Consider the following 23,092-nt stretch of genomic DNA (forward strand, 5'->3'; position numbering starts at 1 on the left):
CAACGGGACTCATCGCCGAAGCACAGGACAAATCAAAAAATCCATTTGGGCTTGTATATGGTGATGCTATAAAGGAAAATCTAAAGGGGAAAGTGAATATACATCCGGTTAGCTATAAATTAAACGGAATTGATATTGCAGCAAACGTATATACTCCGGCTAACTATGATCCTTCGAAAAAATATCCAGCCGTAATTGTAGCACATCCCAATGGCGGGATCAAAGAACAGACTGCCGGCCTTTATGCACAGCGCCTGGCAGAAGCGGGCTATATTACCATTGCTGCAGATGCCTCCTATCAGGGAGCCAGCGGTGGCGAACCCCGCCATACCGACAAACCCCAGTTCAGAACGGAAGATATCCATGGCATGGCAGACTATATCGCTGGTTACGCTGGTGTCGATCCTACCCGTGTCGGTGCGCTCGGGATCTGTGGCGGCGGGGGGTATACCCTCAAAGCAGCACAGTCTGATAAACGGCTAAAAGCTGTCGCTACACTGAGCATGTTCAATTCCGGTGAAGTGAGACGAAACGGCTTTCAAAACTCACAGCTGAATACCATTGAGCAACGGTTGAAACAGGCATCAGATGCACGGGCGCAGGAAGCTGCAGGCGGTGAAATCAAGTATTCTGGTGTAGCCAGCATAACCGATGAGGAGATAGCCAAAACTCCTACCGATCTCTATCGGCAAGGGTTTGAATATTATTATCGGACACACGCCCATCCGAATTCAACATTTTTATATACAACCAGCAGCTTGATGGATCTGATGACATGGGATGCGACCGATGGTATTGAACTGATCGATCAACCCTTGTTGATGATGGCTGGAAGCAAAGCGGATACCAAATATATGACCGATGAGGCTTTTCCAAAGGCAAAAAATGCAAAAAACAAAGAGCTCTTTTTGCTCGATGGAGCTACGCACATTGAAACTTACTGGAAAAAGGAATACGTCGCAAAAGCTGTAAATAAATTGGTTGAGTTTTATCACCAGAATCTTCAATAAAAAATTCAATATACTTTTATTATGAAAAAATTATTGCTCGGACTATTTTTTGTCCTATCCGGAATTCAGATCTCAGTTGCGCAATCGGCAGCTGACACGGAAATCATCAAACTTTCAAAAGATAAGTGGCAATGGATGGCCGACAAAAATGTCGACCCATTGGACAGTCTTTTTCATGAAAAATCCATGTTCGTACACATGGGCGGCTCCTGGGGAAAACAAAGGGAACTGGACGTCATCAAAAGTGGCGGTATCTGGTATAAAAAGGCGGATATCCATGAAGTGTCCGTCAATATCATAGACAACACGGCCATCCTACTCAATAGGATAGACCTGCTAGCTGTCGTTGGTGGCAACGAGGTAACCAATCCCTTTATGGTGACGGAAGTCTACGTCAAGCAAAATGGCACTTGGAAACTCGGTTCACTGACTTTCAGTAAACTGCTTACTCCTGGAAATAGATAACCCTAAATTTGAGCAATGAACATGAAAAAGGCCATCATTGGAATTTTCCTTCTTTATAGTTTTGGTTTACTGGCACAGACCAGCAGTGAGAACACTAATGCTACAAATACACCTAAGGTGCAGATAATTTCTGGCATTTTACAGGGAACTGGAGACGGTATTGTGGAAGCCTTTAAGGGTATTCCTTATGCAGCATCCCCAATTGGAGCATTGCGCTGGCGACCACCACAACCGGTCAAGGCATGGCAAGGTATTCGGGATGCAAGTAAATTTTGCGCCGATTGCGCACAGGCATCATGGCCGAGGTCAAACGATAAAATAAGGGAAAATACTTCTGAGGATTGTTTATTCATAAATCTCTGGAGGCCCACAGTAATTAAGAAAGGAAAAAAGCTTCCTGTTATGGTGTGGATTTATGGCGGAGGATTTGTTGGAGGGGGAAGTTCTTATGCAACAACAAATGGTGAAAATTTTGCCAAACAAGGTGTTATTTTGATAAGCTTTAATTATCGTTTGGGAAGGCTGGGTCACTTTGCCTTTCCTGCCCTAACAGCCGAACATCCCCAAGAAGCTAAAGGAAGTTATGCCTACATGGATCAGATTGCAGCATTACAGTGGGTAAGGGACAATGTAGCATCTTTCGGAGGAGATCCGGAAAATGTAACGATTTTTGGAGAGTCCGCAGGTGGAGTTTCCGTACATTCACTTTTAACGATACCATCGGCAAAAGGGCTATTTCATAAAGCAATTATAGAATCTGGCGGTGGCCGTGACGGTGTTCTTACCGGAAGACCTATTGGAGAGGAAAATGCCGATCCTTATTATCCCATCTCTGCGGAAACTATCGGCGTTAATTTCGCGCGCAAGCATGGAATTGAAGGAATTGACGCTACCGCATTGGTCAAACTGCGTAATCTTCCCGTCGAAGCAATTGTAGATGAAGGACAGGAAAATGATCCTAAAAGTGGAGCTATCATTTATCCGGGTCCAATCCTTGACGGAAAACTTGTTATTGAAACCGCAGAGGATGCTTACAAAAATGGAAGACAGCCCAATATACCCCTGATTATTGGTTCCAATAGTGCGGAAGTGCCAGCAGGATTTGTAAATGCGCAATCAAAAGAACAGCTCTTTTCCAAGTTTGAACCTCATAATCGTGAGGCGATGGATGTATATGATCCCGAAGGAAATAGAACTTTACCAGAATTACTGACCATGGTCAATACCGATAAAGTCTGGGCAGAACCGGCACGGTTAACCGCTAGGGCATTTTCCAGAAAGGGAGCCAGCACCTACAGCTATCTGTTTGACTATGTACAGACTGCACTCCAGCAACAGTTTGTACATGGAGCTCCACACGCCTCAGAGATACCCTATGTTTTTAATACAATTTCCAGCAGAGACGGTACTGATCTGACCGAAAAGGACAGAAAGGTAGCTTCAATGATGAATACATATTGGGCAAATTTCGCAAAAACGGGAAACCCAAATTCAAAGGGTCTACCCAACTGGGAAAAATTTAATGAGAAGAAAGACAATCTTTTGGCAATCCGTAGGGATGGTACGGCAGTTTCAGTCCCTGACCCTAAAAAGACAAGACTGGATGTCATAGAGAAAGTTACTAAAAACATAAAATAATGATGAAGAAACAACAATTTATTATAGCATTTATACTGATCTTATTTTGCCAATCCTACACGTTATACGCAAGCCAAGCTCCTACTGGCGATCCGCTAAGTAAAAAAGAAAGTAGTCTTGTAACTATAGCGGCTACTACCGCCAAAGGTGACCTGACAAAACTAAAAGACGCACTCAACAAAGGGCTTGATAGCGGATTGACAAGTAATCAGATCAAGGAAAGCATCATACATCTATATGCCTATGCCGGTTTTCCCCGCAGTATACGCGGGTTGCAGACCCTGATGGCCGTGCTTGAGGAACGAAAGGCAAAAGGCATCAATGATCCAACAGGTGCTGATGCATCTCCTATTCAAAATGACCAGCCAAAATATGAACGTGGAAAAGCCATTTTGGAACAACTTACTGGCGTACCCGAAAAAGAGCCAAAGACTGGTTATGCTGCTTTTGCCCCGACTATTGAAATATTTTTAAAAGAACATCTATTTGCGGATATTTTTGAACGGGATGTCCTTACCTACGCTGAAAGAGAACTGGTAACCATCTCGGTATTGGCCTGCCTAGGCGGTGTGGAACCGATGCTAAAGTCCCACTTAAACATTTGTCTGAATGTCGGCCTTACATCAAATCAGCTCAACCAGTTTACAGTTATCATAGGATCAACCATCGGAAAAAGCGAAGCTACCACCGCAAAGAAAATTCTGGATGATGTTCTAAACAGTAAAAATTAAATAATTATGATCGCAAAAATCAATTTGAAAAAAAATATTAGTCAGCTATACGTACTCGTTCTCACAATGGGAGTAATTTCCTGTAATGATATTGACAGCCAAAAATCTAAGAATAAAACAGATGTAAATACAGTATTTCCAAAAGGAGAAAAAATAACCAACAATAATTTCGTTGGAACAGTCTGGCTCAATTATTTAGTTGAAACTGATTCAACCCATAATGTCAATATAGGTTCCGTGACATTTGAACCTGGGGCAAGGACAAACTGGCACTATCATAAAGGAGGTCAAATCTTGTTGGTAACTGCAGGCAAAGGGCTTTATCAGGAAAAAGGAAAACCTATAGAAATTATTGAAAAAGGAGGTGTCGTAAAATGTCCGGCAAATATAGAACACTGGCATGGAGCTACCCCAACGGATGCAATGACACATATTGCAATAGGCACAAATACCAACATTGGTGGTGCTGTTTGGTTAAAACCCGTTACAGATGAAGAATACAACCAAACCTCAAAGTAATGATATGAAGAATAAAATAAAACTGACTATATACCTTATTGCATTCTCCTGTTCGGTTGTAAATGTGATTCCTTCCTTTGGCCAAATCCCTGTCAAGAAACGGCCCTTGGTTATCCAGGATCAAGGAAGTTTTGCTGTTGGAGGAACTATAATTGAAAACACTAGCATTTATGATCCTGTCAAACGAGGTGCAGACGGTCAGACGTTTCATGGTGATCATGCGTATGTCTCTTATCAGATACCACAACATGCTAAAAAATTGCCTTTGGTGTTCTGGCATGGTATAGGCCAATTTTCAAAAACCTGGGAGACCACGCCTGACGGTCGGGACGGGTTTCAGAACATATTTCTGCGTCGTAACTTTGGAGTTTACCTGTTGGATCAACCAAGACGGGGAAATGCTGGTCGTAGTACGGAAGAAGGAACAATAAGCCCAATTCCGGACGAACAGACTTGGTTTGGAACATTCCGTGTGGGTGTTTGGCCTAATTATTTTCCTGGTGTTCAGTTTTCAAAAGATCCAGAGACTCTTAATCAGTATTTTCGTTCCATGACACCAAACGTTGGTCCAATAGATATTAAGGTTAACGTAAAGGCCGTTTCGGCGCTTTTCGAAAAAATTGGTTCAGCAATCTTAGTGACACATTCACATTCTGGCGGTATGGGTTGGCTGACAGCTTTAGAAAATCAACATGTAAAGGCTATTGTCTCCTACGAACCCGGTAGTGGTTTTGTCTTTCCAGCAGAAGAATTGCCTGGACCGATTGCTAGTTCATCAGGTCCTCTTGAAGCCATGCCTATCGCAAAAGAGGATTTTTTGGAATTGACCAAGATACCGATTATCATTTATTACGGAGATAATATCCCCGCCAAGCTCGACGAGGATAACCCCGGAGCAGATGGATGGCGTGCCCGACTTGAAATGGCTAGAATATGGGCGAAAACAATAAACAAATATGGTGGGGATGCAACAGTTGTCCATCTCCCTGAAATTGGTATCAAAGGTAATACGCACTTTCCATTTTCAGATTTGAATAATATTGAAATAGCAGACTTAATGTCAAAGTGGTTGAAGGAAAAGAAACTAGACGATAACTAATTTTTAAAAGCAATGTCGAGTAATCTTTAATTTATTGGAGTTGTAGTTTTCCAAATGTAAACCAACTATACACCGAAAGCTACGACGAATCCAATCCAAGGAGTCTTCATACTTAGGGCGGCAAAGAATCCTATAACCACAATAATATTGATAACAAAAAACAAAATTACACTTCTCATAACCTTAAAATTTTGATAAAAAAAATAGGCAAATAGAATTATATAGGGTAATCCAATATAATTCTATTTGTCTGATTTTATCTTCTTAATAAACTGTAATAAAGACACTAAAGGGTCTATTGAACTCTCGTAACCTCCCCTAAAACATCTGCAAATAAGGTGTTTACAGTAGTATTTACACCCGATAATTTGGGGTGTAATCATTTATTTGCTACACGCCTTATCAGCATAACCTGAACCATCTGTATAATTTATGCTGTAGCTTTTGATATTTTCCAATTGATATATACCCAAGAGCTACTGAAGAGGACAAAAGGTGTTTTAAAGAATTTGTCTGGGTGGTCAAGAATGTCCGTTATGGAGCTTTATCTTACATTGATTGGGACAAAGCATTCCAGTACGAAACACAATGCGAACGGTTTTTGGAAAAATGCAGCTCTCTAATCGAGCGAAGCTTGGAAAATTATCAAGAGACTCTTAATTAATTTTGCTAGTAATGCCGTCGACGATTTACAAAATAACAGATTTATCCGTTTGGATGGACACGAACAAGTTCAGTAAAGATCATTGCTAATTTGCAAAAAAGAAAAAGCTTATGATCAACTTAAAAATTTTCTATCTCGCAATGCTCATTGTGGCAAGTTATTTTACCGCATCAGCACAGGTAAGCACAGCTACAAAATCCAACAGCAATATCACCCAATTGTATAGACGTTTAGATACTGTATTACAGAAGGAACATATACCTGGTTTACTGGTTGCTATTGTAAAAAAAGACAGCATACTATACTCGGGTGGTCTGGGCTATGCAAATCTTAACCAACGTCTTCCAGTCGAACGTCACACGCAATTTCACTTCGCCTCAGTCACCAAATTTTTTGTAGCAATGGGTATACAACAATTAGTGGCTAACGGTAAGCTAAAACTCAATGACCGTATTCGTGATATCGCACCCGAAATACCCTTTGACAATCATTGGGAAGCTACAGATCCTGTACGGGTGGTTCACTTGCTCGAACATACCGCGGGTTTTGACGATGTTCAACTCAACAGCATGGTAGATATAAGCAAAAAAAAGTCACTAGCTGGTATCGATGCCATCAAAGCTGTCAGCAATTCGCTTACGGTCCGATGGCGACCGGGAACCATAATGTCCTATTCCAACCCAGGTTATAACGTACTCGGCTATATTATTGAAAAACTTTCAGGCATGCCTTGGAATAGGTATTTAAAAGAGCAGATTTTTTTGCCACTAAACATGCACAGCAGCTTATTTGATCTTGATGGAACTCATAGCCCCAGCTTTGCCATAGGCTACGACTTTCAAAATGAGCACCACAGACCAATGCCATTCTATCGCCCGAGCGGAAATGGAGCCGGAAGCGCTTTGGTATCAAATGCCGAGGACATGGCCAAATTCATGCTTTATCTGCTCAATGGTAGTACCGACAGCAGATTACTGGATATTGCCGGCCTGAAGGAAATGGAGACTATTCACAGTACCTTAGCCAGCCGTGCCGGATTACAGACGGGATATGCCCTCGGCAATGATCTATTCCCGAATAATAAAAAGGTCAGTTTAAGGGGCCACAACGGTAAAGGGGAAGGCTTTGTATCCTGGTTATTCTTTAACCGTGAAGCCGGTATAGCCTACGCAATAGCAGCCAATAGTATCGTCAATATGTGGCCAATCTCACAGGCTATTGAAGAATTTCTGACAAGGGACATTTCTGTTCCGAAACCAGTCAGTCTACCGATAAATGAACAGAAAATTAAACCGCTACTCGGATACTATCAATTTATGAATCCCAAAAACGAACGCTGGGAATTTTACAAACGTATCTTTGGCGGTATTGAATTAACGGCGGTCAGCAAGGATAGACTCGTCGTAAAAAAAGAAAACGGACAGCTCGATTCTCTTGTCCATGTTGGCAATGGCATCTTCCGGCTAAAAGATGATATTCTCCCCGCTTTTGTCTTAGCCAAAGATCCCAATGGCCAGCCTTTTTTTCAAGGTTATGGCAATAGTTTCTATCGCAAGGTACCGCGGGCTTCTGTTTTGATCCAAAAGATGCCTATCTATCTTGGACTTATGGCTATTTTAATTTATCTCATCTTTAGCCTTATCGGAATATTTCTTACGCTCTTTCGAAAAATGAAACTGATAGACCTAGGCATTCCTTTATTGCCAATAGTAGGAACATGCTGTTTTCTCGCTGCTTATCGTCTCATGGGACAAACAGACGCCAGCCATAAAGAGTTATTTGTCTCTTTTAATGAAACAAGTTTTTCCGTTTTTCTAGGCATGCTCCTATTTGCTATTTTGGTTGTCGTAAGCAGCTTGTTGCTTTATAGCCGTTGGTCTCGACTGACCCCATTATGGCTTCGTCTGTTTTTAGCCTTCAATAACTTCTTTTTATGCTATCTCGTCGCCCTTCTATCCATAAATGGTTGGATTGGAGTACCCATCTGGATGATGTAGTACCTTTTGATCAATTATGTTTAAATTCCACGTTACAATGATAACTTGCTACGGCCCATGATCAATATACTGTATACATTTCAGGCCTTTTCAGAAGGTGCATTTCTGTTGCTCGGCACCTTAATCTTTATGGGGTCAACCACACTTGTTCCCTGGCAGATGGGTGGCGAGGAACATGGTATTATTTGATGGCATGCTTATAAAATAAAAGTACCTAAATACTTTCACCCTTAATAATTAGTAATAACATTTCCGAACTTTAAACTCGGCTGCTTTTCTCAGTATTCGATTACATCACGAGGATTATTTGTTCTTTATTCCTTTATAACTCTTTTTTAAAAACGTTATAATAAGACTTCGTTTATATTTAAAATGAATAAGCATTCAGAAATTCTACCCATCGAGAAAGGTTTAATTGTATTACCAAAACATGTGTGAGTACAATTAAACCCTTCAATAAAGACTGAACAGAAAATGTAGCCGGTAGATCTAAACAGGATTATGGAAGTGACATCAATTTATTTTATCGCAGATTACACACTGAAGTCCATCCAATCTGAGTTTTCCTGGTAGTTAAATGTAGGATTCGCAGAATTGTTACTATTTAGCTGACCACCAAACATCGTTAAATCCATTAAGGTATGTTGGCGTGTAATTTCGACCAGTTCCTCATTAAATCCATTCATCTCCAACACAAATTGAAAGCAAATAACACGTGCGATCATTCGACCCAAAGTAACTGTATCTCGTTGTACGGACGGTCCGTCCAACTTAAACGCTAGCTGAGAACGAAAATAAGGAGCGCTTAGAGTTGTACGTTTATATGTTTTCAGGAATTCGAATAAATTTGATTCTTTCGTCTTCCTCATAAGCTTAAGTATACCCTCCGCAATTTGAGAATATAACATTTCGTTTGACCCCTCGAAGATTTGGAAAGGTCTACTATCCACTACAGCTCTACCCGCGATGTGGTCTAACCGATAGCCATTTGCACCAGCGAGTTGTAAACTGATTTGAGCAGATTCCTGCATAAGGTCTGTCACTAAAGCTTTTAACGAGTTCGCTTCAACACTTAGGGTTGCAAGGTCATGTTCGATACCACTATTATCTACGCTAAACGCACACATTCCTGAACAGATTGTATACGCAGCCTGTATCCTAGCTAACTGAAACTTTACTGAATCATTATTGTTCAAAGGAATTCCACCGACCAAACGTTGTTGGCAGTGCTGCATCGACTCATCAAGCAATCGCCTAATAAATCCAAGCCCCATTCCCGGAAACTGCAATCTACTTCTATGTAACATATCAAGCATTAATTTTATGCCTGTGCTGTCGGGAACTAATTTCTGCCCGCTAGGGACAACAATATCGATTTCATTGATTCCGTATGGAATAGCGTATAATCCCAAATTATTATAACGTTCAATTAATGGTATGTGCTGATCGGGATTGCTGTCCTCAGTAACAAAAAAATCAATATCTCGGATCAAATCGCCATTTTCGTTACTTTTCCGAGCCGTAACTAACCAAAAATCGGCAGCTCCACTTAATCCCTGCCAGTGCTTTTCGCCTTTGATTTTGTAGCCGTTCTCAACCTGCTGATAGAACGTCTTCATATTTAGAGCATCACTTCCGTATGCTTTTTCTGTAATCATCAACCCTCCCATTGCATTACGCTCAAGGAATTGTTTAAATACGTGCTGTTGGATGTTAAAATTCCCATATTTTGCTAATGGCTCTAAAAACAACGCAATGTTTATCCCAAAGGTTAATGATAATGCGAGGGATTCATACGACGCCGCAGAAAGCACACCCAAACACTCTTTAACAGAAACTCCACGCCCGCCGTGTAATTTTGGGATAGCAACCGCTAATGGTTTCGCGTCCATAATCTCTTTCAGAAATTCCTTGGGGAAATCACGGTTCAAACTCATTGCGTTGTAATCGTATTTCTCTCTAAAGAGATGATGTAAATGCTGTCTGAAACTTGCTATATAACTATTAAAATCTAACTGCTCTAATACTTCGCTCATAATTATCTTTTTGTATTATTATCGATTTAACAACGTGCCAGCTTTTCAGTAATATGCCTCATTTCATTTTTTTGAGTTATGATAATACGACTTCAACCAACCACTTTTGTAAAGTTAATGAGTTATGTAAAAATCTTCTAAGATGAATTGGATAATAAATAGGACAAATCGTGCATCATCTATCGTATCCTATTTTGCGATTCCTTTCTATAATCGGATGGCGATATACCGACAATTTTTTTAAAAAGGCGTGCGAAATACGAAGGATCACTAAATTCAAGTTCATACGCAATCGTAGCAACACTTTTGTTTGTTTCCAACAACAGAAGTTGGCTGTGAATAATTGTAATTTCTAAAATAATCTCTTTAGATGATTTTTTAAATACCGAAGAAACGCATCGATTTAAATAATTCACCGAAACGGATAGCTGATCCGCATAAAAATTGACTGATTTGTATCTATTAAAATGTATATGAACCAATTGTTTAAAAGCCATGGCAATAGCTTGGCGGCGAGGTAAGATCCGATTTGCGTCCGAGAGTTTAATGACTTTTAAAATAACCGTCTTGAAGATACTTTCATAGTACTGCTGATATGGAGACTCATTAATAATCTCCCGATATAGTAGATCTAATAAACGTTCTAAATCACAACTATCAGTATCATCTAGATTTACAAGCGGTGAGATAGTAAATATATTTAAAATTTCTTCCTCCCTAAACAAGGAAGTCATAGCTTGTTCCTTAATCAGTACACAATAACCCTGTGCCGATTTATCAACAGAATGAATAGCAGAAATATGACCATAGTTGGAGATTAGTACTGCGGGTGCTTCTACCGTGAAAGTCGTTGATTCGATCTGATGGGTGAAGTACCCTTCGCTGATATGAATTAACAAGTTATAGCCGAAGAAAAATGGCGGGATGGGTATCTTTAAATAGGGGGCGATATCTCGCAGCGGGAAAATTTTGATGGGCGTTTGAATATGCGTAATATTTTGAGGACTTACGTCCATAAACTTTGCGACAAATTCATCTGCGTTGATCTTGTTTTTATCCATCTCTCCCATCCTATTTTTTTATTAGCTTTCTCATCGGTGTTTAAAAATACAAAAAAACATATTTCTTTTGCTATCACAGACTCCAGCAGCTTCATAACCAAATAAGTCAAAACTAGCGATAAAATTATAAACAGAGGTTCTGACCGCAACTCACTTGTATTTTAATTAAATTTCGCTATTTTAGATCGACAAAATACTAAATGAACGTATTATGTCAACATCTACTAAACCTTTTTAAAACAAATTTAAATGCTATATAGAAATATCATTAAACTATCGCAACTGGTGCCAGTATTTTTTTTACTAATCACGAATGTTTTTTCTGCAGTCTCGCAAGAGTATAAATCGTTGATCGTAAAGGATATACATGATGGACCTTTAATAGACTATGACCACAAAGATGTAATAAAAAGTAAAAATAAGTCCGGATTCGAAACCGGACAAATGGTTAAACTAAATGGTGTTTACCACATGTTTATCAATGAAATGTTTGACAGACCGCACCGTGACATGCGTATCTCGCATTGGAGTAGCACTGATGCCGAAAGCTGGAAACGGGAATCTACCGTTGTTCAAAGTATCCCAGGACGTACCTCTACAAATCCGCGTTCCGAAGTATGGGTCACAGGCGTAGAATTCAACGATAAGGAAAACGCATGGAATATCTTCTACGTCGCCTACCGTGCTGGTGACAGCACAAAAAATGAGATTTCCAAGAATGATTATGAAGGTCGAATCTGGCGCGCTAAATCAGTCAATCCCGGCCTGGATGGAATCGCTGGTCCGTACGCAGACATGGATATCATACTCGAACCTGATGAAAATAGTCAGGCTTGGGAGGGAGAACAAGCCGTCGCCGCATTTAATCCTTATAAAGTGGGAGATGTTTGGTACGCATTCTATGACGGTCATAACCACACGCCTCAAGGAAATTGGCCAGTTGGGATGGCGACTTCGAAAACCTTAAACGGCCCGTGGAAAAGAATGCCCGAGGGTCACAATCCTGTTCCGATCTCTCCTATATTTAATGAAAATCTACAAGTCACCGAACTAAAGGACGGAGGATTCCTAGCCATTTTTGATTCCATGGGAGACCAGGAAATAGCTTATAGTCTTTCTAAAGATGGTATCAATTGGCAACCAGAAGTCCGTTTAAAAATCCAAACGGAGAATAATCTTTGGGCAGATAATGGTGACCATTCAACCCGAACACCCTTAGGTGCAATCGAAGAAAAAGATGGAACGTTCACAGTATTGTATACTGCCAAACATACCATTCACGGGAAACCATTTTTCGCAGTAGGAAAATGTAAACTCGCTTGGAAATAAACTCTAATGCCTTTTTTTACCCTTGATTTTCACCACAATCTAGTTTACAGATAATTCCTTTACACGTACTACTCAGTTTATATATAGTAAAGGCTTTCAAGTTAAGGAATGCCTCCAAAAAGTTAGACATTTTCTGGGGATTCTCGACATTACTAGAAAGCCTTTTCTATGAGTATTAGAAACAGTTAAACCTATCAGTGTATTAGCGTCATATTTTAATATCTCTAAATCTCCCCTTTTGCTAATGACCTAACTGCATGATCCACCGCCCTCGCCGTGAGAGCCATGTATGTTAACGTCGGATTCTGTGTTCCGGTCGAGGTCATACATGCACCGTCTGTCACATAGACATTCTGGCACAAATGGAGCTGATTCCATTTGTTTAGTAATGATGTTTTCGAATCGTGCCCCATTCGCACTCCCCCCATTTCATGTATGTCGTTGCCCGGTCGACGTGGATCATCAGAGGTTTTAATATTTGTGAAACCAGCCTCCTCATACATTGCCGTCATTTGGTCATAATAATCTGCTCGCCTCTGCCAATCATCAGGAGCATAGTCAATAGAAATGTGCAGCAGAGGTACACCCCACTTGTCAATTTTCTCGCTGTCAAGCCAAACGCTATTATTCTCTTTTGGAATAGTTTCGGCCATCATATGAGAATGCACGTTCCAATTTCCCCATTTACTATTGTCTAGCAACGAATTCTTTAAATCAATGCCTGCACCGCTTCGATCTTGTACATTTGTACGGCTTGCTCCAAACGCAGCCGCCCAGCCACGTAAAAACGCTGTTTCCTGTTTATGGACATTTCTAAAATTAGGAATATAACCACCTCCAGCAGGGTTTCTCCCATCGGTTCGATATTCTAACAAACCATCATATTCAGCACTGATTCGAGCTGTATAATTATGAAATGCTACATACTTCCCAAGTAACCCGTTGTCATTACCGAGTCCATTCGGGAATCGAGCCGATTTGGAATTCAATAGTATCAAGTTCGTATTTAACGTCGCCGCATTTACAAAAATCACTTTCGCATAAAACTCTAGCTCTTCGAGTGATTCTGTATCAACAACCTTAACACCCACAGCCTTATTCAATTTATCATCGTATATAACAGAATGTACGACCGAATGCGGCCGCAAAGTTAGATTGCCTGTTTTCAATGCCCATGGTATTGTCGAGGCATTACTGCTAAAATATCCACCGAAAGGACACCCTCGTTGGCAAAGAATCCTATTTTGACATTTTACTCGTCCTTGTTCGATGTGGATCGGTTCCGGTTTTGAAAGATGTGCGCAGCGCGCGCTAATAATATATCTATCCTTAAATTTGGATTGAACAGATTTTTTAAAATGATCCTCCACAGCGTTTAGCGGAAACGCTGGTAGAAATTCACCATCAGGTAACGTGTCAATCCCATCTTTATTTCCAGAAATTCCAACAAATCGTTCGACATAGCTATACCACGGTGAAATATCGCCATAACGGATCGGCCAGTCTACCGCGAAACCATCGCGCTGAGGGCCTTGGAAGTCATATTCGCTCCATCGCTGTGTTTGTCTTGCCCAGAGCAGAGACTTTCCACCTACCTGATAACCTCGTATCCAATCAAAATCTTTCTCTTGGATATAAGGGTGCTCGTTATCTTTCACAAAAAAGTGTTGTGAATCCTCCTTATAGGCATAACATCTATTAGCTATTGGATTGGCCTGTTTATCAGCGTAAGTAGTTTCAAGTCGGTGATCAAATTCGTAAGGATACATATTTGTAGTGGGGTAATCCTTTACGTGCTCAACATTTCTCCCCCGTTCTAAAACCAGTGTTTTAAGTCCTTTTTCTGCAAACTCTTTCGCAGCCCACCCCCCGCTAGCGCCGGAACCAATGACTATTGCATCAAATGTTCTGTCTTTTATAGTGTCTAAATTTATATTAGCCATGCATCTACTTTATCAATTATTTTAACACTTTCATTATCGGTTATCTATCCAACTTTATAATAGGCATTGTATCGTCCCGGAATGAGTTCATATTTTTTCATGTCTGTCATAACCGTCTTGGAGTTCATGTAGCCCTGTATGCAACGATTTCTAGTAATGGAATAAAATGTTTTAACCTCCTCGACATTTTGATCTTGGAGATTAATTAAAAATAAAAGCCTACGCTCCGTTGAAAGCTCCATAAATGTTTTCCCCGACGGTTTATCCAGCATGACGGAAAACGCTTTTAGACCGTCGGTAAAGACTTTTTGATCCTCAGGACCATGACAATCATCAACCATATTGAGTACAAAAAGGTGTAACAAAAGGTCTTTCGCGCCAGGCGTATCTGACACTGGAATCAACGTCTCAACTATTTCACCAAGTATCAGTTCTTGCTGTTCGCTAATAGTCAAATTCTTTAGCCCAATTGTTTTAGAGCCAGATTCTCGAAAACATGCTGGTAGTACCAATGTTCCGCCTGCGATGTACAACATTGTTCGAAGCGCAGCTCTTCGATTTATTTTGCTTTCTTTCATAGTTGCTAGGATAAACTTACTAAAATCTAGCCGTTATTTTTCTTGCTGAAAAATAATAAACACAAACAATTGATTCAAATATAAAATTATGTACCGTTCACTTAAAACACAAAACACTTTTAAGACATAATAATAACGGAGGGTTAACGAAGCTCCATTTTTATTTCATGTTTCCCGGATGCCAACTCTATTCTTCCTTTATTCACTACGTTTTCAGGCGGATAGAAGCTTGCAGAGGAATTTGCCGGAATATTTACTATTAAATTCACTACACCACCTTCCTTTTTCCAGCTCGTTTTTACTTCTCCATATGGAGAAGTAAACTTTACTTCCGCATGATCTAACGCGTCTGGAAAAATAGGTTTTAAAAGAATATGCTCAAACCCCGGCTTCTCAGGATCTGGTAAAACACCTCCAATTGATTTAAAGAACCAACCCCCAATTTCTCCGAACATCATATGGTTATCCGATATATCACGTTTAGCTTCGAGATCCCAGTTCTCCAACAAAGTTGTCGCACCGTTTACAACCCACCAGCCCCATGATGGATAGGTATCCTGTGTAGCCACTTTATATGCGGTCTGTCCATATCCGTTTTCTGTTAATGCATTAAGCAATGCCTTTGCCCCCAAAACACCTACGTCGAGATGAAAATCACTCTCCTTCACTTTTTTGTTAAGATTTGATGCGACCTTTGCTTTTATTTGTTCAGGTACAACTCCCCAATAAAGAGGAACGCTTAGTTCGGTTTGACTCCCTTCTGCATAGATACCTTGATTCACATCTAAAAATTTAGAATTTATGGCATTCCGTATCTTATTTCGGAGCAAGTCGTATTTTTCAAAATCAGCATCACGTCCAAAAAGCTTTGCCGCGGACGCGAGGATATTGGCATCAGCGTAAAAATAGACAGAAGAAGTAAGCTCTAAATTAGATTCTGTTTTGACAGGCACCCAATCACCGCGACCGAATGTTGTAAGTCCAGAAGGACTAATCCGGTCAACGTGATCTACATACCGTTTGATATTATCATAACATTTTTCCAACAGACGGCTATCACCATAGAACATATAAATCTGCCAAGGGATAATCGCTATTGTACTCGTCCAATCCAATCCATTGGCTGTGCCGTACCCCCATCCTCCTGTTGGAATAATATCTGGCAAGACTCCATTGGGTTGTTGCTCGTCACGATGATCAGCTAACCATTTCTCGTATACCGTTATCCCGTCAAAATTATAGAGCGCTGATTCTATAGCTAGATGTCCATCTCCGGTCCAACCATTTTTTTCACGTTGAGGACAATCAGTTGGGTATCCAAATAAGTTAGATAAGTAAGCGTTATTGGTCACTTTCCATAAGGAGTTTACTAGCGAAGATGATGTAATTACGGATCCTAATTGCCGAACGTCGCTATGCATAAAAAACGCTGTTAAATTCTCCTTTGAAAGCTCGATTGCTTCACTCGCGCTTATCTCGACATAACGAAATCCTTTGTAATTAAATTTAGGCATAAATTCATCGTTCCCACGGCCACTTAGAGTTACAATATCGGTTTGAAAAGGCTCTCTCTGCTTATCACCACGATAATAAACGTCGATATTCGAGAGATCTAATCGCCCCGATGAATCCAATCGCTCCCCGTGTTTAATGATTAATTTTGTCCCTTTATTGCCAGAGATATTCAGTTTAGTAATACCTGCCATATTCTGCCCGAAATCAAAAAGCCACGTTTTTTTATCGAGTTTCTTTACTGAAATTGCCCTATAAATATCTTTTAGGCGTATCGGTACTGTTAGCTGAGAGACGATATTTGTTGACGGGGCACCCCGGTAGTGCACATCATCCCACGATGAATCATCAAAACCAGGGTTATTCCATCCAACTTGCTCCATATTAGTATCGAAATGCTCTCCTGTATAGATATTATTATAGACGATCCCCCCCGAAGAGGTTTTCCAATCACGCTCAGAAACAAAGGTATCCTTTGTACCATCATCATATTCCACTACCAAGTCTAAACAGAAAGTAGGACGTGCTCTCCACGGGGCATTATGAAAATCCCAAACGGCTAAAGGCTGGTGATTGTACCAACCATTACCTAATATAACACCAACTGCGTTTTCACCGATATTCAACATGTGCGTAACATCATGGGTTACGTACAGTGTTCGCCGGTCAAACCGTGTATACATTGGGTCCAACTGATGATCGCCCACCTTTGCGCCGTTTAGCGATAATTCGTATAAACCTGCCGCTGCAATATAAGCTCGTGCAGTTTTAACCTTCTTTGTTAAAACGATCTCTTTACGGAAATAAGGAGCAGGTAAATAAGTTATATCATGTGAATCACTGATCCAACTACCTTTCCAACCACTATTCATCATCCCTGTCTCAAAACTGGTGACACGAGAACTAGACATGTTACCTCGACTATCCCATAAATCAACTCGCCAGAAATATTTTGAACGAGCGATGAGAGGCGTTCCTGCATAATTTACAATCATTTTACGCCCCTTTATTTTTCCTGACTCCCAACTGTTCCCCCGCCCTTCTATCACTTCCATAGAGTCCGTCCCAACGGTCAACCGATACGCTCCTTGATTCATTCCATCAGCGTCGGATTCAATCTTCCACGTAAAACGAGGATTCTGTTCGTCAACACCGAGCGGGCGAACTAGATATTCACACCGTAAATCGACTGGCTTAAAACCTATTAAGCTCCGTTGTGCCATTAAAAATTCTGAAATTCCTAGCAGAATAATGATAAATATATGTTTTCGCATGTTTCTTATGTTCGATTATGGTCGTATAGGTCTAGTAAAGTAAGCGCAGTCACGTTGCACCATTCACCGAGTTCGTTTTTCAGCTTAACAAAACTCAATTGTGGAGGCTGTTATTCTATTTCTACGGCAGTACCGTTCTTGATCGCTCCACTAAAGGTAAATAAAATAGTACTATCGTAGACCTTCAAAATAATATTATTTCCAAGCCCATTCATATCGTTAAAATAGCAAGGCAAATAGTACTTTTTCCTATTATAATAAAAACCGCCGCAATCGCATAATTTCGCACAATTAGAAACTCAACAATAATTTGCAAAAGTATAATAGTAATGTAAATCCCTATAACAGTTATATCAAATATTAAAATTAACCACGCAAGCTCTAAACCTAACAATGTTCCGACTATACGTTGAGCTGCCCTCGTTTACATATGTTTGATGAAGGTTTCCGCATCACCGCTAAACAAGGTGTAGGTAGCCAACAGGACTTTTCGAATTCCATTAAATTGACATACATGTTCTTTCCCATAGATATCTGTGTCATTAGACATGACACAACAATGCTGCTAGGCTATAAAATAATTCTAATGCACATGCCGTCAATACTCGCTTCCATATTGTTAAATTTCAAACCTAATAATAACGGAAGACCTATGCCTAACCCAGCAACAACCGGTAAGTTCCATACGCGGTTTGCTGGGTTAAATTTGAAAAAATCTATCTACACTATTGGGCAAACATAACCATACAACATCCCAAAAATGTTACTCTTTTTTATAACCCATATCTCTGGTAAGTAATCAGCTTAAATGATAAGACTGATTTTGGAATTCCATAGATGCATAATATTGGTACTTAACATTGTCCAAGGGATAATCCCAACACCCCATCCTTCGAAAAAGTTGTCCCCCAAATCCCGTCTTGAAACGATATAAGCCATACATGGGATGCGAAACGTCTGCCTTCGGCGAAACACCAAAAAAATCGTACTCCACACAGCCCATTTTCTTTGCTAGTTGCATTGCTTTCCATTGCAATGCGTAGGTGGCCATATAATTTCTATTTTCCGTTGCCGAAGCACCATATAGATACGTACCTCTCCCTCCAGTAATCACCAAGAACATCGCTGCCAATGGACGGTTATCCACTTCGGCAACTAGCAGGTATACTTTTGCTGGAGAAAGAGAGTCATTTGCCCGCGCTGACAAAACAATTCTGAAGTAACTTATATCGTGTAAAAAAAAATTATTTCTCAAGGCTGTTTGGCGGTATAATTCATACCACGTGTGCAAACTTTCTATACCTAGCGACCGAACTTGAACTCCTTTCCGTTTTGACAAGTTAATATTGTAACGTGTCTTTGGTTTCATTCGGGCAAGTAAAATATCCGTCTCTTTCTTTAAATCCATAAAGACGGTGTTTGAAGGCAAGATATCTGTGTTGGCTTTTTTTAGATTCCATTTTTCTGTATTAAAATTGAAACGTAATTCTTGCATTTTCCTATCTGGCGCGCCGATCCAATTACCATGAAGATCATAACAATCGTCATCTTTCGCCCAATGGGACTCCCACGATAAGTCAAACCGAATCATGATACAATTGCTCGGTAAATAGTCTTTCAAACCTTCAGAAAGTCGTTCCAAAAAATAGCCTTGAATTTCTTCCGACGGTTCGACTTCTGGTCCATAAGGTATATAGGCTATACTATGCTCATGATCGACCTTTTGAATAAGTACAAGAAGATCACCGATAAAATAGGATTCGTCGTTACTATCAACGAATAAATCTGCCTTTTTAGCGCGAAAATTGAATGCTTTGGTTGTTATTCCCTGTAGCTTTTTAACTTCCGACCAATAAGCTGTTTGTTGTATAATCGAGGTTTTAAAGATTTTTGTTAAATCTTTATCTTCTAATTCTGCAACCATGTAAACAATCTTGAAGGTTTTAAAATTTAAAAAATAACTTATGTTTCGAATTCTTTTCGAAAAACAAAGCGGCAAACTTAACCAAAATATAACGCTGAGTCGAATTACATTGTCAAGAGTATGTTAAACTTGGTTTCAGATCCCTATTGTCCCATTTGGCTTATTCTCCATCAACAGAACAAAATTGCTGATTCATTCGATTTCTATTGATAGTTTTTAATACTTTTAACAAAAAAAAAGAAACGATCGATTTAACTGTTCGAAACTTCATCAAATCAATAGATAATCATAACAGAAAAAATGGTAATAATCAACAACTTTGAGGAATACAAATCGCATGAAGGCAAAATTTTAGGCGTTTCTGACTGGCATACAATTGACCAAGCCCAAATAAATAAGTTTGCTGACGCGACGCTCGACCATCAGTGGATCCATGTCGACAAGGAAAAGGCCGAAAAAGACGGTCCTTTCAATTCTACAATTGCACATGGCTATCTAACCCTTTCGCTGATTCCCTATCTTTGGAAGCAAATTGCCGACGTACGCAATGTAAAAATGGAAATTAATTATGGCATCGAAAATTTACGCTTCGGTCAACCTGTTCTTGTAGACAATCAAGTTCAACTGGAGGCGAAAATTAAGTCTATCACCAATTTACGCGGCGTAGTGAAAGCTGTAATTGTGGCTACTCTACATATCCAAGACCAGAAAAAACCAGCCTATGTCGGTGACGTAGTTTTCTTGTACCATTTCAATTAACACAAAATACACACACGATATCAAATGGCATTGATGGTGTTAATCAAGATCATCAATGCCACGTTCTTGTTATTTTCTTTCTTTTTATGAGGTCTACCGTGATTTTCGCATTCAAATCTTCATTTTTTACCGCTAACCGACCATCTACATAAACGCATAACTTGGATTGATTACCTACTTGCTTTGGTTCCCAGTCTCTCTTCCAAATAATATCGATTAGGTGGTTATGATAACTAATATTCCCGAGATAAAAATATTCCCATTCTTGAACAGGCAATAGAGGTTCGAGAACAAACTTATCTTCATGTAAGGCTTTGAAACCAATAAGGTCCTCAATAAGGATATCAGGAAATGTAGAATGAAAATAGTCTTTTTCTCCGCCAAATGAATCTCCATCACTAGGAATATACCATTCCCCAATATTTAATTCACTTTTACCGTGTAACTTTACAAGTTGCTCTATATGATTGTATAAAAGGTTGCGGTCCGATTCAACAATACTATCTTTGTAATTACGCAAATAATTAGCGTAACTTTTGTAAACCACAGAATTTTCAAATGGCCATCCTCGGCCATTCCAGGCATATGCTTGCTCATTGTAATACGGATGTTGACGTTCCGCGGTAGTCATACCGGCCTCATTTGCAAAGCCTCGCTCAGATCCGAACATATCCCAGGCTTTCTCATACTTAGATTGATTAGAATGCGGAATAAGGTTAAAGTACCAAGGAGTGTACCCTACCGATTCGCGTACTCGAGTTTGGAAATCGCGGACACCATACTTATTATCTCCAGCCGTACGTGTATAGAAAAACTGATCCTGTTGACTCCATAATTTCGTTAATATTTTTTCTTGTAAGGCAGAGGCTCGCTGTTGATAATATTTTGATTTTTTTAATGAGGTGGCGTCGTTCAGTAAAGAGTACAACCTAGCAAGAGCTGCTAGATTACCGTAGACATAAGAGTTTATAGATGGTCGTGATAAATAAAAGTCTGGATATCCCTTGCGGAACGCCTCGGGATACAGCCTAGCATTTATCGAATTCGCTGCCTTTTCCGTTGTTTCCCACCCTAGGTAATAATTCCGCCACGACTCTTCCGTATATAGCGAATACGCCCCTTTACTTTCAATCAATCCCAAAACTGCCGAAAGACTGAATTCCATTCCATCGTATAGATCCAGTATCTTATATAAACCTGCAGTTTCTGATTCAGAATTCCTCACGGTAAACAAACTATCCCAAACCTGTTGATGTTTTTCTAAAGATGGTAATATATCACCTTGCCATTCTCTATCAGGGTGAACTTTTAAAAATGCGTCTACACCATCGATCATCCAACTCGAAAAATGGTGACTTTCAGGGCGCGACTTGTACGTCAAAAAGTTTTCGTTTTCTCGCTGAGACAAATACGAGGCGGATCCCGACATGAAATAATTTGCGTAAGATTTTAAATACTTAGGGTCTCGTAACCAACGCACGTCGTAGAATTGGTGTCCCACCGGACAAGTTATCGCGCCACTTAAAGATGCCCACGGGCGATCACCGAAAAACTCAGTAATAACCCAATATTCATTTCCATCCTGAGGATCTTTAAACAATTTGAGATGTTTGCTAACCATCCACCACCGGTAATTATACACGTGTGTAAAATTAGTATCTGAACTAATAAAAAAAGGAATATTATCGATCAGGAAACGTTGATTGTTATCCGCATTAAAAGGTCCATCTGACTTTGGCCGATCGTGATAGTTGTTAAACTCCGTTATATCGGCTTTAAGCTGTTTTTCAGCTTGAATTTTCACGGTAGCTAGTTCTTTTCTATATACGCTATCTTTATTGACAGCACACCCCACAAAACTGGTAACCATAATCCAACAAATAGCGCAACATAGACAGTATTTTATTATCTTATTCATTCTCATTTTTCGACATATCTAGTTAACTTTAATAGAAAAAGCCAAAAAGCCAGCACAATTTGACCAGCAGTTATATCCCGACTTGGAGTCTTTAACCACGATCGCTAAAAATAGGACTTAGAATTCCAATAACAAAAACTATCAGCGTATTTTCTTAACATAAATCCTTTTGCCAAGCATCCAAACAGCTCCTTTTCGGCTGCGGACGAACAAAACAATTGAAACGCAATACCTTGAAAAATAGTTAACGCGAAAAAAAGTCTAATGTGCCTTTGTTTTAGAAGGAAAAAGTGGCTTTACAAGGCTAATAATACCAACAACAACAAGGCCAGCTAAAATACCAAGTAAAGCTTCTTTTAGGATTGACGGCCAATTGGGAAACAAATGATGCAAATAGTCTACATTATGAGCAAAAATACCGCCTGCAACAAGAATCAATGCGATCGTACCGACAACACTTAGCCCCTTTATAATCAACGGTAAAGCTTTAATCAATAATCCCCCCAACATTTTTAATGCGCCCTTGTTTCCTGAAACCGTTATTAGTTTTAGACCTGCGTCGTCCATCCGAACGATTATAGCTACTATACCATATACACCTACAGTTGCAGCCAGCGCAACAACGGATACAGTCA

19 protein-coding genes and 1 pseudogene are annotated in these 23,092 nt (G+C 39.9%); 11 read left to right on the forward strand and 9 right to left on the reverse strand.

The genetic code is table 11. The annotated features are described in order from the left end of the window. Positions 1–11: 11 nt before the first annotated feature. The 8 genes from HP439_RS08830 (at position 12) to HP439_RS19605 (ending at position 8,312) form a co-directional block, all read left to right on the forward strand. On the forward strand, positions 12–1,010 hold the full coding sequence (locus HP439_RS08830; RefSeq protein ID WP_425501334.1) for an alpha/beta hydrolase: 999 nt from the start codon (positions 12–14) through the stop codon (positions 1,008–1,010). A 21-nt stretch (positions 1,011–1,031) separates the two neighbouring features. Next, positions 1,032–1,475, forward strand: a complete 444-nt coding sequence (locus HP439_RS08835) for a nuclear transport factor 2 family protein (RefSeq protein ID WP_172389977.1) — start codon at positions 1,032–1,034, stop codon at positions 1,473–1,475. Between the two features lie 15 nt (positions 1,476–1,490). Next, entirely contained in the window at positions 1,491–3,113 is a 1,623-nt protein-coding gene (locus HP439_RS08840) for a carboxylesterase/lipase family protein (protein WP_246229312.1), read from the forward strand. Then, positions 3,113–3,844 (forward strand): carboxymuconolactone decarboxylase family protein, encoded by a 732-nt coding sequence (locus HP439_RS08845; protein ID WP_246229313.1) that lies wholly within the window; start codon positions 3,113–3,115, stop codon positions 3,842–3,844. The genes HP439_RS08840 and HP439_RS08845 overlap by 1 nt, the downstream gene beginning before the upstream one ends. Before the next feature lie 6 nt (positions 3,845–3,850). Continuing rightward, positions 3,851–4,363: a cupin domain-containing protein gene (locus tag HP439_RS08850; protein ID WP_216657805.1), complete on the forward strand. Its 513-nt coding sequence runs from the start codon at positions 3,851–3,853 to the stop codon at positions 4,361–4,363. After that, positions 4,335–5,462: an alpha/beta hydrolase gene (locus tag HP439_RS08855; RefSeq protein WP_216657806.1), complete on the forward strand. Its 1,128-nt coding sequence runs from the start codon at positions 4,335–4,337 to the stop codon at positions 5,460–5,462. The genes HP439_RS08850 and HP439_RS08855 overlap by 29 nt, the downstream gene beginning before the upstream one ends. A 774-nt stretch (positions 5,463–6,236) precedes the next feature. Beyond that, on the forward strand, positions 6,237–8,123 hold the full coding sequence (locus HP439_RS08860) for a serine hydrolase domain-containing protein (RefSeq protein ID WP_172389978.1): 1,887 nt from the start codon (positions 6,237–6,239) through the stop codon (positions 8,121–8,123). Between the two features lie 57 nt (positions 8,124–8,180). Continuing rightward, positions 8,181–8,312 carry a hypothetical protein gene (locus HP439_RS19605; protein WP_281358181.1) on the forward strand — a complete coding sequence of 44 codons (132 nt, stop codon included), beginning with the start codon at positions 8,181–8,183 and terminating at the stop codon, positions 8,310–8,312. Positions 8,313–8,656: 344 nt separating this feature from the next. Here the strand turns inward: HP439_RS19605 and HP439_RS08865 are convergent, their stop codons facing one another. Next, on the reverse strand, positions 8,657–10,159 hold the full coding sequence (locus HP439_RS08865) for an acyl-CoA dehydrogenase family protein (protein WP_172389979.1): 1,503 nt from the start codon (positions 10,157–10,159) through the stop codon (positions 8,657–8,659). Between the two features lie 179 nt (positions 10,160–10,338). Next, positions 10,339–11,220 carry a helix-turn-helix domain-containing protein gene (locus HP439_RS08870; RefSeq protein ID WP_172389980.1) on the reverse strand — a complete coding sequence of 294 codons (882 nt, stop codon included), beginning with the start codon at positions 11,218–11,220 and terminating at the stop codon, positions 10,339–10,341. A gap of 249 nt (positions 11,221–11,469) precedes the next feature. On the opposite strand from HP439_RS08870, the gene HP439_RS08875 reads away from it, so the two are divergent. Further along, positions 11,470–12,549 (forward strand): glycoside hydrolase family protein, encoded by a 1,080-nt coding sequence (locus tag HP439_RS08875; protein WP_172389981.1) that lies wholly within the window; start codon positions 11,470–11,472, stop codon positions 12,547–12,549. 224 nt (positions 12,550–12,773) lie between these two features. Here the strand turns inward: HP439_RS08875 and HP439_RS08880 are convergent, their stop codons facing one another. The 4 genes and pseudogenes from HP439_RS08880 to HP439_RS19715 all read right to left on the reverse strand — a co-directional run. Next, positions 12,774–14,492: a GMC oxidoreductase gene (locus HP439_RS08880; protein ID WP_172389982.1), complete on the reverse strand. Its 1,719-nt coding sequence runs from the start codon at positions 14,490–14,492 to the stop codon at positions 12,774–12,776. Between the two features lie 44 nt (positions 14,493–14,536). After that, complete coding sequence (locus HP439_RS08885; RefSeq protein WP_172389983.1) at positions 14,537–15,070, reverse strand: gluconate 2-dehydrogenase subunit 3 family protein; 534 nt, start codon at positions 15,068–15,070, stop codon at positions 14,537–14,539. A gap of 143 nt (positions 15,071–15,213) precedes the next feature. Then, positions 15,214–17,856: an alpha-L-rhamnosidase gene (locus HP439_RS08890; protein WP_172389984.1), complete on the reverse strand. Its 2,643-nt coding sequence runs from the start codon at positions 17,854–17,856 to the stop codon at positions 15,214–15,216. Between the two features lie 211 nt (positions 17,857–18,067). Continuing rightward, positions 18,068–18,268 (reverse strand): annotated as a pseudogene (locus HP439_RS19715) (FUSC family protein); the annotation flags it as partial. An 18-nt stretch (positions 18,269–18,286) separates the two neighbouring features. Here HP439_RS19715 and HP439_RS08900 point away from each other — a divergent pair. Next, positions 18,287–18,598, forward strand: coding sequence for a hypothetical protein (locus tag HP439_RS08900; protein ID WP_172389986.1), 312 nt, complete (start codon positions 18,287–18,289; stop codon positions 18,596–18,598). A gap of 57 nt (positions 18,599–18,655) precedes the next feature. Here HP439_RS08900 and HP439_RS08905 read toward each other — a convergent pair whose 3' ends face one another. Beyond that, positions 18,656–19,780, reverse strand: coding sequence for a lipid II:glycine glycyltransferase FemX (locus HP439_RS08905; protein WP_172389987.1), 1,125 nt, complete (start codon positions 19,778–19,780; stop codon positions 18,656–18,658). Between the two features lie 300 nt (positions 19,781–20,080). On the opposite strand from HP439_RS08905, the gene HP439_RS08910 reads away from it, so the two are divergent. Then, positions 20,081–20,539: a MaoC family dehydratase gene (locus HP439_RS08910; protein ID WP_172389988.1), complete on the forward strand. Its 459-nt coding sequence runs from the start codon at positions 20,081–20,083 to the stop codon at positions 20,537–20,539. A 52-nt stretch (positions 20,540–20,591) separates the two neighbouring features. On the opposite strand, the gene HP439_RS08915 is transcribed toward HP439_RS08910, so the two are convergent. Beyond that, the gene (locus tag HP439_RS08915; RefSeq protein WP_172389989.1) at positions 20,592–22,457 is read right to left on the reverse strand and encodes an MGH1-like glycoside hydrolase domain-containing protein; all 1,866 of its coding nucleotides are present in this window, start codon (positions 22,455–22,457) and stop codon (positions 20,592–20,594) included. Between the two features lie 261 nt (positions 22,458–22,718). Then, on the reverse strand, positions 22,719–23,092 hold a 374-nt coding region (locus HP439_RS08920; RefSeq protein ID WP_172389990.1), incomplete at its 5' end, for a DUF808 family protein.

It is taken from the genome of Sphingobacterium shayense, from assembly GCF_013179575.1.
GTDB lineage: Bacteria > Bacteroidota > Bacteroidia > Sphingobacteriales > Sphingobacteriaceae > Sphingobacterium > Sphingobacterium shayense.

Bases quoted from the DNA above. Each gene is read 5' to 3' on its own strand.
- HP439_RS08915 (WP_172389989.1), bottom strand. From the start codon at position 22,457: ATGAATAAGATAATAAAATACTGTCTATGTTGCGCTATTTGTTGGATT.
- HP439_RS08865 (WP_172389979.1), bottom strand. From the start codon at position 10,159: ATGAGCGAAGTATTAGAGCAGTTAGATTTTAATAGTTATATAGCAAGT.
- HP439_RS08870 (WP_172389980.1), bottom strand. From the start codon at position 11,220: ATGGATAAAAACAAGATCAACGCAGATGAATTTGTCGCAAAGTTTATG.
- HP439_RS08905 (WP_172389987.1), bottom strand. From the start codon at position 19,780: ATGGTTGCAGAATTAGAAGATAAAGATTTAACAAAAATCTTTAAAACC.
- HP439_RS08910 (WP_172389988.1), top strand. From the start codon at position 20,081: ATGGTAATAATCAACAACTTTGAGGAATACAAATCGCATGAAGGCAAA.
- HP439_RS08875 (WP_172389981.1), top strand. From the start codon at position 11,470: ATGCTATATAGAAATATCATTAAACTATCGCAACTGGTGCCAGTATTT.
- HP439_RS08840 (WP_246229312.1), top strand. From the start codon at position 1,491: ATGAACATGAAAAAGGCCATCATTGGAATTTTCCTTCTTTATAGTTTT.
- HP439_RS08860 (WP_172389978.1), top strand. From the start codon at position 6,237: ATGATCAACTTAAAAATTTTCTATCTCGCAATGCTCATTGTGGCAAGT.
- HP439_RS19605 (WP_281358181.1), top strand. From the start codon at position 8,181: ATGATCAATATACTGTATACATTTCAGGCCTTTTCAGAAGGTGCATTT.
- HP439_RS08855 (WP_216657806.1), top strand. From the start codon at position 4,335: ATGAAGAATACAACCAAACCTCAAAGTAATGATATGAAGAATAAAATA.
- HP439_RS08885 (WP_172389983.1), bottom strand. From the start codon at position 15,070: ATGAAAGAAAGCAAAATAAATCGAAGAGCTGCGCTTCGAACAATGTTG.
- HP439_RS08900 (WP_172389986.1), top strand. From the start codon at position 18,287: ATGTTTGATGAAGGTTTCCGCATCACCGCTAAACAAGGTGTAGGTAGC.
- HP439_RS08890 (WP_172389984.1), bottom strand. From the start codon at position 17,856: ATGCGAAAACATATATTTATCATTATTCTGCTAGGAATTTCAGAATTT.
- HP439_RS08845 (WP_246229313.1), top strand. From the start codon at position 3,113: ATGATGAAGAAACAACAATTTATTATAGCATTTATACTGATCTTATTT.
- HP439_RS08835 (WP_172389977.1), top strand. From the start codon at position 1,032: ATGAAAAAATTATTGCTCGGACTATTTTTTGTCCTATCCGGAATTCAG.
- HP439_RS08850 (WP_216657805.1), top strand. From the start codon at position 3,851: ATGATCGCAAAAATCAATTTGAAAAAAAATATTAGTCAGCTATACGTA.
- HP439_RS08880 (WP_172389982.1), bottom strand. From the start codon at position 14,492: ATGGCTAATATAAATTTAGACACTATAAAAGACAGAACATTTGATGCA.